The organism is Saccharothrix sp. BKS2, assembly GCF_047689505.1.
In the GTDB taxonomy this organism is placed as follows: Bacteria; Actinomycetota; Actinomycetes; order Mycobacteriales; family Pseudonocardiaceae; genus Actinosynnema; species Actinosynnema lopnurensis.
The window spans coordinates 284383-294042 of record NZ_JAUQOL010000014.1; the positions used below are offsets into that span (position 1 = coordinate 284383).

11 protein-coding genes and 1 pseudogene are annotated in these 9660 nt (G+C 72.3%); 6 read left to right on the forward strand and 6 right to left on the reverse strand.

The genetic code is table 11. From position 1 onward, the window contains the following. Positions 1 to 182: 182 nt before the first annotated feature. On the reverse strand, positions 183 to 395 hold the full coding sequence (locus tag Q5530_RS28970) for a hypothetical protein (protein WP_415365967.1): 213 nt from the start codon (positions 393 to 395) through the stop codon (positions 183 to 185). An 846-nt stretch (positions 396 to 1241) separates the two neighbouring features. Between Q5530_RS28970 and Q5530_RS28975 the strand changes: the two are divergent. After that, positions 1242 to 1853 (forward strand): annotated as a pseudogene (locus tag Q5530_RS28975) (DUF4291 domain-containing protein). Positions 1854 to 2258: 405 nt separating this feature from the next. On the opposite strand, the gene Q5530_RS28980 reads toward Q5530_RS28975, so the two are convergent. Further along, positions 2259 to 2489, reverse strand: coding sequence for a hypothetical protein (locus Q5530_RS28980; RefSeq protein WP_415365968.1), 231 nt, complete (start codon positions 2487 to 2489; stop codon positions 2259 to 2261). 282 nt (positions 2490 to 2771) lie between these two features. Between Q5530_RS28980 and Q5530_RS28985 the strand changes: the two genes are divergently transcribed. Further along, on the forward strand, positions 2772 to 3044 hold the full coding sequence (locus Q5530_RS28985; protein WP_415365969.1) for a hypothetical protein: 273 nt from the start codon (positions 2772 to 2774) through the stop codon (positions 3042 to 3044). Between the two features lie 133 nt (positions 3045 to 3177). Here Q5530_RS28985 and Q5530_RS28990 read toward each other — a convergent pair whose 3' ends face one another. The 4 genes from Q5530_RS28990 to gdhA form a co-directional block, all read right to left on the reverse strand. Then, complete coding sequence (locus Q5530_RS28990) at positions 3178 to 3333, reverse strand: hypothetical protein (RefSeq protein WP_415365970.1); 156 nt, start codon at positions 3331 to 3333, stop codon at positions 3178 to 3180. Between the two features lie 50 nt (positions 3334 to 3383). After that, positions 3384 to 4016 carry a DUF6292 family protein gene (locus tag Q5530_RS28995; protein ID WP_415365971.1) on the reverse strand — a complete coding sequence of 211 codons (633 nt, stop codon included), beginning with the start codon at positions 4014 to 4016 and terminating at the stop codon, positions 3384 to 3386. Between the two features lie 416 nt (positions 4017 to 4432). Continuing rightward, positions 4433 to 5011, reverse strand: coding sequence for a hypothetical protein (locus Q5530_RS29000; RefSeq protein WP_415365972.1), 579 nt, complete (start codon positions 5009 to 5011; stop codon positions 4433 to 4435). A 139-nt stretch (positions 5012 to 5150) separates the two neighbouring features. After that, positions 5151 to 6497: an NADP-specific glutamate dehydrogenase gene (gene gdhA, locus Q5530_RS29005; RefSeq protein WP_415365973.1), complete on the reverse strand. Its 1347-nt coding sequence runs from the start codon at positions 6495 to 6497 to the stop codon at positions 5151 to 5153. Positions 6498 to 6774: 277 nt separating this feature from the next. Between gdhA and Q5530_RS29010 the strand changes: the two genes are divergently transcribed. The 4 genes from Q5530_RS29010 to Q5530_RS29025 all read left to right on the forward strand — a co-directional run bounded on the left by Q5530_RS29010 (position 6775) and on the right by Q5530_RS29025 (position 9481). After that, a complete protein-coding gene (locus tag Q5530_RS29010) occupies positions 6775 to 6933 on the forward strand; it encodes a hypothetical protein (protein ID WP_415365974.1) in 159 nt (52 codons plus the stop codon). 124 nt (positions 6934 to 7057) lie between these two features. Further along, positions 7058 to 7405, forward strand: coding sequence for a YciI family protein (locus tag Q5530_RS29015; RefSeq protein WP_380643609.1), 348 nt, complete (start codon positions 7058 to 7060; stop codon positions 7403 to 7405). A gap of 298 nt (positions 7406 to 7703) precedes the next feature. After that, positions 7704 to 8924: an RNA polymerase sigma factor gene (locus tag Q5530_RS29020; protein WP_415365985.1), complete on the forward strand. Its 1221-nt coding sequence runs from the start codon at positions 7704 to 7706 to the stop codon at positions 8922 to 8924. A 173-nt stretch (positions 8925 to 9097) separates the two neighbouring features. After that, positions 9098 to 9481 carry a hypothetical protein gene (locus tag Q5530_RS29025; protein ID WP_415365975.1) on the forward strand — a complete coding sequence of 128 codons (384 nt, stop codon included), beginning with the start codon at positions 9098 to 9100 and terminating at the stop codon, positions 9479 to 9481. Positions 9482 to 9660 lie beyond the last annotated feature (179 nt).

Below are 9660 nucleotides of genomic sequence, written 5' to 3' on the forward strand. Positions count from 1 at the left end.
CTTTACCGCCAGTCTGCCAGTATAAAATCACCGGTCAACCCTGCACCCATCCCATGGCGCTCCCTCCGAAGCCACCACGTAAAGTCCCTGACCAGCGGATACGCTGGTCAGGGACTTTACTCGCCTGTCCGGCCACATCTGGTCGAGTTCGGCCATTTGCAGGTATTCCGATCAAATTCTAATCACCTCTGACGGTGGCCCAATGCGGCCTCTACGCGCTGCCGAACCGTCACCGCCTCCCCGTCCAAGCACTTGGCGTAGATCTTGAGCAGCACCTCCACCGAGTGCCCCGCCCACTCGGCAACCGTCACCGCGGGCACTCCCCCGTTGAGCCACGTCGACACCGCCGCGTGCCGCAGGTCGTACGGCGTGCCCGCCAGCGGCGTGGCGGCCACCTCCGGCCCGGCGTGCGGTTCGGCCGTGTCGATGGTCGGCTCTCCCCACCTTCGGCCAATAGGGACCGGTTGTGCTTGACCAGCGCAACGGCTTTCCCGGGCCGCACAGCCGCGAAGTAGAGACACCCGAAGAACGCCACCAGGCGCGGCCCGCTGCGCTGCTGAGTGCCCACAGCCTCCAGCAACGTCCGCGCCTGCACCGGGTTGGCCACCGACCGCCGATCCACCGTGTGCACGCTCTTGGGCGCCGACAAGATCTTGCGACCTTGTAGACCTCGGCCTGAAGTCGGAGGAGCCTCCTCACGGGCGCCATCGCCCAGGAGGGCCTTCTGCACATCGACGGGTGTGTCGACCGGCCGGGCGCCTTCAGCGCTTCACCCGACCGACCGAGAACCACGTCATTCCTGGCCCGGTGGTCAACAACCCCGGGTGGACCACCACATCAGGGAAATGCCTGTTGCGACGATCATCGGCATGATGTTCCCGGAATCCGACGTTCGCGCAGGTGCGCGAGCAGTGAGGGCGGTGGTGGGCATGTCCGGGAAAAAGCCCTGCGTGGCAGGTGTTCCCCCATCAGGAGATGCGTTCCCGCGTCGAGTTGGTCGGGCGGTGACCGGGACAGGCGTCCGCGACGGTCGGACGGGGTGGATCTCGGACCAGGCGCTGCGCTCCCTCTCGGCTCCTGTCCCGAACCCGGCTCCGGATATGTGGCGCGGCCCGTTCACGAAGGCGGTCTGAGCGGGTTCGGCCGCGCCTGCTGCCGGGGAGGCTTTGCGCCGACGGTGGTGGGCCTCGTTGCGGGTGTGGACCCATTCAAGGCTTCGACGGGTGGGGCACGATGGTGCCGTGGCACCGACGGAGCAGCCCGAACGCGCAGTGCGCGCCTGGTGCACGGAGGACACCATCAGGGTTTACCAGGCATATCCTCCGGCCATTGCGGACGCCGCGCTTGCGGCCGGGACGTTCGTGGCTCCCTTCAAGCGCGAGCGGATGACCTGGGTCAAGCCCTCGTTCCTGTGGATGGCCCACCGCTGCGGTTACGCGGGTAAACCCGGGCAGGAGCGGGTGTTGGCCGTCGACATCACGTGAGAGGGGTTCGGCTGGGCCTTGGCCCACTCGGCGCTCAGCCACTTCGTGCCCTCGGTGCACGGTGACCACGACGCGTGGGCGGCGGCGGTGGAGGCGTGCCCGGTGCGGGTGCAGTGGGATCCCGAGCGGGACCTGCGGCACCGGCCGTTGGGGCACCGGTCCCTCCAGGTCGGTTTGCGGGGGGAGGCGGTGCGGCGCTACGTGGAGGAGTGGATCACCGCGATCACGCACGTCACCGACGTGATGCGCGCGGTGGGAGGGCTGGTCGCGGCTGGTCGTGACGAGGAGGCTGCCGCCCTGCTGCCGGTGGAGCGCCCCTGTCGGCTGTCGGAGGACCTGGTCGTCCGGACCGGCTCCGGGACGCGTTGAACCCGGACCGGTGGTCCACCGGTCGTTGCCGGACCACCGGATCGAGCGAATTCCCTTTTCGGGGACCTGCGGCATGATCCTCACGGGATCGGGCTCCCGCAGAGCGCGGCAGGCAGGAGAGGTCGGTGATGACCATGACCGGGTACGCCTCCTGTTCAGGACGGGCACCCGTACCGGCGGAGACGTTCGCGCACCGCGTTGGCCGAGTGGTGGGCGATGCCGGTGTTCGCGATGCCCGGACGGCGTGGATCGTGGATTCGGTGGTGGGGCTGCTCTGCCCTGCCACCGCGAACCCCTCCCTCGACAGGCGGCGGCCTCGCGGGTAGGTCGGGTGTGAACTCCCGGGAACGGGCGGTGAACCCCACTCGGCAGGCGACGTCCTCGGTTTTCCGGAGGCCCCCGCCGTCAGCGGTTGGACGAGGGGAACCGCCCGCCGCTGCTGCCCAGGGCGATGAGGTCGGTGTACTGGTCCTGCCACGACCGCTCGGTGGCCAGCAGGTCGGCCAGCCGCTGCACCCACTCCGCGTCGACCGGCGGTGTCGCCCCGGTGGTCAGGTGCTGTTCGGTCTCCTCGCGGGCCTTGCGCCACTCCGCCAGCGTGGGGCCCACGGCGGGACCACCGGCTTGTTCCGACATGTGACGACCGTACTGGGTCGCACCCACCCACGCCCGCGTTCCCTGAGGTAGAGTCATTCGGGTTGGGACACCAGTTGCGGCACGCCCGCCGCCGCGGTTCCCCAACCCAGTCCGGTCCGGTGGTTGTCCGGCCGGGGACGGGAGCACCGGCTTGTCGCCGGATCACCAGTTCGTCAGACCACTTTCCCTGATCTCCACGGCTCGCGGGCGCACCTGGTCCGGGGCAAACGCCTCCGACCGCGCCGCGCGTCGGGAACCGTCCTCAGCGGAAAAGGGGCTGTCATGACGTGGACCAGTCCGCCCACGAAGAACCGGGGCGCCGCGGTCAACTTCACCGAGGCCAGGGCCGCCACCGACAGGGCGGAGGCCGGCCAGCGCGTCCGGGCCGCCCTCACCGTGGCTCAGCACTCGAACGACGTGGGCGACTGCCGGGAGCTGCTGTCCATGCTGGGCCTGTCGGGCCGGAAGCTGGACGCCGCTGTCGCGACGCACGACGTGGACGGCTCTCACCGGGATGCTCCTGACGCCCGGTCGACCGGCGGACTACGTCGATGACCGGGCGAACCGTCACGTGGTCCAGCGACGACGAGGGGCCGCGGGCCCGGTCGTCCCGGGTCCTCTGACGCACCGATGACGAGAAGGGCGGACACGGTCACCGTGTCCGCCCTTCGTCGTTCTCAGACCTTCTTCAGACCTCGTCCGGCGCGGGCAGCGGCTCGAACGGCGCGGACGGCGTGCCGCGCAGCTGCCGGGGAACGGCCCGGTCGTCGTCGGGATGGCTGAACACGACCGGGTGAACCATGCTCGGGGTGTCGGTGATCGGGTGGGTTTTTGTCGGTGCCATGGGGTTCCCTGTGGTTCAGGTGACGGATTTCGAGGTGCGGGGGGAGGTGATCAGGACGTCGAGGCGAAGTGCTCCATGCGCTGGGCCAGGTCGGACCAGTCCGCGTGCGACGGGAGGGCCACCGGGGGCCGTCCTGTTCCGCGTCGGGTGAGCGAATCGGTGACGAAGCGCGCCACCGCCTCCGGGGCCGGGACGAGGTCGTCGGTCGACCGGTCGAGCACGATCGGCGGCTCGGCGGGCGAGGTCTCGACCAGGACCGACCAGCCGTGCGACGAGCTCCAGACCAGCATGACGTCGTGGTCCGGGTGGTCCGCGGAGCGGCAACCCAGGGCGAGGTACGCGGTGGCCGTGTCCGTGACCTCGCACGTGGTTCCCTCGCGGGGCACACCGACCGCTTCGGCCACCGCCCACACGTAGTCGCGCAGCGCTCGGGCCAGGACGTGCGGGCCGTCGTTGGGCGCGGGCGGCCGGCGGGGTGCGACGACGCCGGGCAGCGGGTCGTCCGAGGAGCGGGGCCCCGTAACGGTGGTGCTGCGCGGAGTGGCCGTGGTGCTGCGCGGGGTGACGGTGGTGCTGCGCGGGCGCCGCGCCGGGTCGGTGCCCATCCGGCTGCGGAGGGCGACGACGTTGGTGGGGCGGACGGCGTTGGCGGGGAGGGGGTTGAGTGGTCCGGTCTGTGTCATGTGGACTCCGTCTGCCCAGCGTTCGTGTACTCGGCTGGTCGGTGGCGGTGGCCGGCGGTGGACGTGGCCGGCTGTGGACGTGACGAGCCCCGTGCACCGGTCACCGGGGTGCCGGTCTGGTGCGGAGCTGTCGCGGTCTCGGGCTGGTCGCGGTGCCGGGCCGTCGCGGGCGAGCGGCCGGGGCGTGCACAGGCCGTGGAGGCGAAGTGACCGGGCGACCCGCAGTGCCGCCGGTGTCCCCCGTCCCCGAACGTGGAACCGGATTCAGCGCGGAACCGGGTCGGGGGAACTGCGGGAGCGCTCCTGCGGGACGCAGGCAGCAGGCGGTCCTGTGATCACCAGTGTACCCCATGAGGACCAAAGTGGTCGGTGACGGACCGTGCCCTCCGACACGCCACCAGCCGGCCGGCCGCGCGTCAGGCGGTCCAGACCAGGTGCGCCCGGTCGAGCGCGGCGGCCTGGTAGGGCGGCAGCGGCCGGTCCTCGGCGACGACCTCGAGCGCGTGCTCCTCCCCGAGCACGGTCCGCAACCGCGAGGCCAGGCCGGAGCAGGCCGTCACCTCGTCCGTGTCCGCGACCACCCGGAGCAGGTACACCCAGGTCGCGGTGTCACGCGCGCCCTCCAGCGGTTCCCGCCACGCGCGGTGCAGGCAGAGGCCCCCGTGGTACCGGGCGTTGGTGAGCAGGAGGATGTCCGCCCGGCCGGGGTCGACCGCGTCGGCGGGCGCGGTCGGCCCGAAGCGGTACGGGACCGACGGCGCCTCCTCGACGGCCGGCACGTCGAGGAGGTCCGCGTCCCCGAGGAACGAGCGGAGCGACTCGCGTTCCCCGCCGGTGATCCCCACGCCCTGCCGGGCCAGGCCGAGCGCGAGCGCCGACCCGGCCGACTCCCGCTCGCCCGCGGCGAAGTGCCCCCGCACGGTGGCCAGGGCGTCGTCGGACAGCCGGCCGGCGAGCCGCGCGCACGCGTCCGCGACCGCCGCGCGGACCTCCACCTCGGTGCTGATGATCTTGCTGCCCTCCCGGTTCCGGGAAGATCATGCCGGTGGGCGCCCGAGCGGTCATTCCCCTGGTGAGGTGGTTCGGCCGGGGGAGGTTGACCAGCGGTCCACTTCACGAGCCCCCGGCGGCAGCTCAGATCACGCCCAGCGCCAGCATCGCGTCGGCGACCTGGATGAACCCGGCGATGTTCGCCCCGGCCAGGTAGTTCCCGGGCTTGCCGTACAGGTCGGCGGCCTCCAGGCAGCGATCGTGGATGCCGTGCACGATGTCCGCGAGGCGGCGTTCGGTGTGGCTGAAGCTCCAGGAGTCCCGGGACGCGTTCTGCTGCATCTCCAGGGCGCTGGTGGCCACGCCACCCGCGTTGGCCGCCTTGCCCGGGGCGAAGAGGACCCCGGCGTCGGCGAACAACCGCACGGCGTCCGGGGTGCAGGGCATGTTGGCGCCCTCGGCGACGACGACGCACCCGTTGCCGATCAGGGTGGCGGCGTCACGCCCGTTCAGCTCGTTCTGCGTGGCGCAGGGCAGCGCGACCTCGCAGGGGACGTCCCACACCGACCCGCCCTCGACGTACCGGGCGCCGGACCGGGTGTCCGCGTAGGTGGAGATGCGCGCCCGGCGCTGCTCCTTGATCTCCTTGAGCAGGTCGAGGTCGATCCCCTGCTCGTCGACGACGTAGCCGTTGGAGTCCGAGCAGGCGATCACCGAGCCGCCGAGCTGCCGCACCTTCTCCGCCGCGTAGATGGCGACGTTCCCGGAGCCGGAGACCACCACCTCCTTACCGTCGAACGAGTCGCCGCGGGTCTTGAGCATCTCCTCGACGAAGAACGCGGTGCCGTAGCCGGTGGCTTCCGTGCGGACCTGCGAACCGCCCCAGGCCAGCCCCTTGCCGGTGAGGACGCCGGACTCGTAGCGGTTGGTGATGCGCTTGTACTGGCCGAACAGGTAGCCGATCTCCCGGCCGCCGACCCCGATGTCCCCGGCGGGCACGTCGGTGTGCTCGCCGATGTGCCGGTAGAGCTCGGTCATGAACGCCTGGCAGAAGCGCATGACCTCGCCGTCGGAGCGGCCCTTCGGGTCGAAGTCCGAGCCGCCCTTGCCTCCGCCGATGGGCATCCCGGTGAGCGAGTTCTTGAAGATCTGCTCGAAGCCGAGGAACTTCACGATCCCGAGGTACACGGTGGGGTGAAACCGCAGACCACCCTTGTACGGCCCGAGCGCCGAGTTGAACTCGACCCGGAAACCGCGGTTGATCTGCACGTTCCCGGCGTCGTCCACCCAGGAGACCCGGAAGATGATCTGCCGCTCGGGCTCGCACAACCGGCGGATCACCGCCGCGTCGGCGTACTCCGGGTGCTTGGCCACCACCGGGCCGAGGCTGTCCAGGACCTCGCGCACCGCCTGGTGGAACTCGTCCTCGCCGGGGTTGCGACGCAACACCTCGTCGTAGGTGTCACCCAACTTCTCGTCCAGGATCGGCACGCGTCTCCCACTCCTCGATCACCAGTCGTCTCGCAGGGGGACAACCACCCCGCACCGGGCATTCCACCTGACGCCGACCACCGGGGCCAACCCGCCTCGGCAACCTCGCGAACAGCGGGCGACGGGCTCGCGACCTGGAGTACGTCGGCCGGAACGCAGTGTCACCGGAGGGGGAACCGATGACCGTTCCGTTGGTGCACGTGCAGGACGTGGTGAACGCCGGGGGGCGTGACGCGCGGGAATCCGGTGGGTCGGCGCGGGTGGACGGGTTGCACCGGTGAGCAACCCGCTGGTCGCGACGGCGCGGAGCGACACCACGGCGTTGACGGGTATCGACCCGGACTTCGCCGCGCACGTCCGGGGGTGGGACTACCGCGCTCCCGAGGACGTCGAGGTCACCGACGAGCTGGAGGACGCGCTCCTGCGGTACTGGTGAGCGGTCGGCCGGGAGCGGTTGGGGAATTTTTTTCGCGACCGCGTCCATTTGACCCGGTTCCGTTCGTGGTGATGTCGTGCGGCGGCCCTGCCGCACGGCAGACCTACCGAGGGAGTTCGGAACCGTGAAGTACATGATGCTGATCATGGCCGGCGCCGCCGACGAGAACGGCGGGGCGGTCGGGTGCTCCGTCGAGGAGTGGATGGCCTACGACCAGCAGGTGCGGGAGGCCGGGATCCTCGTTTCCGGGGAGTCCCTGGCCGATCTGGTCACCGCCACGACGGTGCGGGTCGGGCCGGACGGTCGGCGCACCGTCACCGACGGACCGTTCGCCGAGAGCCGGGAGCTGCTCGGCGGTTTCTACGTGATCGACGTGCCTGATCTGGACGCCGCGCTCGACTGGGCCGCCCGCTGCCCCGGTGCTCGGGACGGGGCGGTCGTGGTTCGGCCGGTCGCCGACTTCGGGGGCTGAGGTGGCAGAGGTCGCCGGAGCGGGCGGGGCCGGGAAGGCGGCTGAGGCCGGGAAGGCCGGCGAGGCGGGCGCGGGCGGGGTGGGCGAGGCGGGCCGGGTGGGCGAAGCGGACGGGGCAGGCAAGGCGGCCGAGACGGACAAGGCCGGCGAGTCGGCTGGGGTGGGCGAGGCCGGCGCAGCCGGCAAGGCCGGCGAGACAGCTGAGGTGGGCAGGGCCGGCGAGGTTGGCGAGGCGGCCGGGGTGGGCGTCACCGAGGCCGGCCGGTTCGGCGGGTCGGCGGTCGCGTCCGTGGAGGCGGTGTTCCGCGAGGAGCGCGGTCGGCTGCTGGCGGCCCTCGTCCGCCGGTTCGGGGACCTCGACCTGGCCGAGGAGGTCACCTCCGAGGCGATCGAGGCGGCGCTGGAGCGCTGGCCGGCCGACGGGGTCCCGCCCAAGCCCGGCGCGTGGCTGATGACCACGGCGCGCCGCCGGGCCGTCGACCGGCTGCGCCGCGACCAGGTCTTCGCGGCGCGGCTGGCGATCCTCCAGGTGGAGGCGGACCGGGCGGGGCCGGTGCCCGCCGCGGAGCCCGGTGGCGACCTGCCTGACGAGCGGTTGCAGCTGTTCTTCACCTGCGCCCACCCGGCGCTCGCGGCCGAGGACCGCACCGCCCTGACCCTGCGCTGCCTGGCCGGGTTGACCACGCCCGAGGTGGCGCGGGCCTTCCTGGTGCCACCGGCGACGATGGCCAAGCGCATCACCCGCGCCAAGAAGAAGATCAGCGAGGCCCGCATCCCGTTCCGCGTGCCCGGCGCGGACGAGCTGCCCGAGCGGCTGCCCGGCGTGCTCCAGGTGGTGTACTCGATCTTCACCGAGGGGTACGCGGCCAGCTCCGGTCCCCACCTCCAGCGGCTCGACCTGGCCGAGGAGGCCGTCCGGCTGGCGCGGATCCTGCGCCGGCTGCTGCCCGGTGAGCGGGAGGTGGCCGGGCTGCTCGGGCTGCTGCTGCTGGTCCACGCCCGGCGCGCCGCCCGCACCGGGCCGGGCGGCGAGCTGGTGCTGCTGGAGGAGCAGGACCGCGACCGGTGGGACCGCCCGATGATCGACGAGGGCCGCGACCTGGTCACCACCTCGCTGACCGGCGGTCCGGCCGGCCCGTACGGGGTGCAGGCCGCGATCGCCGCCCTGCACGACGAGGCCGCGGGTCTGGCCGACACCGACTGGCCGCAGGTCGTGGCGCTCTACGACGTGCTCGTGGCGCTCGCGCCGTCACCGGTCGTCGCGCTGAACCGGGCCGTGGCGGTGGCGATGCGCGACGGCCCGGCGGCGGGCCTGGAGCTGCTCGACGGGCTGGCCGGGGAACCGCTGCTGCGCGGCCACCACCCCTACCCGGCCGCCCGCGCCGACCTGCTGCACCGGCTCGGCAGGCGCGCCGAGGCCGCCGCTGCCTACCGCGAGGCGCTCGACCTGGCCGGCACCGAGCCGGAGCGCGCCCACCTGCGGCGCCGGCTGGGCGCGGTCGACCGGCACGTCCCGTAGTCCCGGGAAGGGCAGGGATCCCCGCCCCGGTGCCGGCGGGTCCCCGGCCGGGTTCGGCCCGGTCGCGCTCGTCGCCCGGCTCCGCGCGTGGGCCCGACGAGCGGTGGGGACGGAGGTTGTCGACAGGATCGGGTGAGTGCCCACGGCGGGGACGCGGTGGGACCCTGTCCGGTATGAGCCACGACCGCTATCGCCAACAGCAGGAGATCGACACCGAAGTGGCCTTCTCGTCAGAGGTGATACGGCAAACCGAGGACCAGGTCCGGCGCGACCTCGAACAGGACAGCAGGGAGCACGGCCAGGACAGCAGGGAGGAGGCCCTCGACCGGCGGGACGCCGAGCAGGGCCGGCGGGACGCCGAACAGGACCAGCGGGACGCCGAACAGGGCCGGCGGGACGCCGAACAGGACCAGCGGGAACGGCACCTCCGGCGCAGGGAGGACGACGCCGTCGAGCACGACCGGCGGGTCGACGCGCGGGACGGCGAGGTCCGGGACCGCGAACGGATCGCCGACCAGCGCGAGATCGACGCCGAACTCGGTCCACCTCCCCCGTAAGCCCCTCGGGGGAGGTGGACCGCCACCGCCACCTGCCGCACGCCACAGCGGGACGGCCCGTGGCGCGGCGACCGGGATCGCCGCGCCAACGGGCCCCGTCGATCAGCTCGCGGTGCAGGTGGGTGTGAGGTCGGTGGCGGAGCCGGTGCCCTGGAACCCGAATTCGGTGGCCTGCCCGG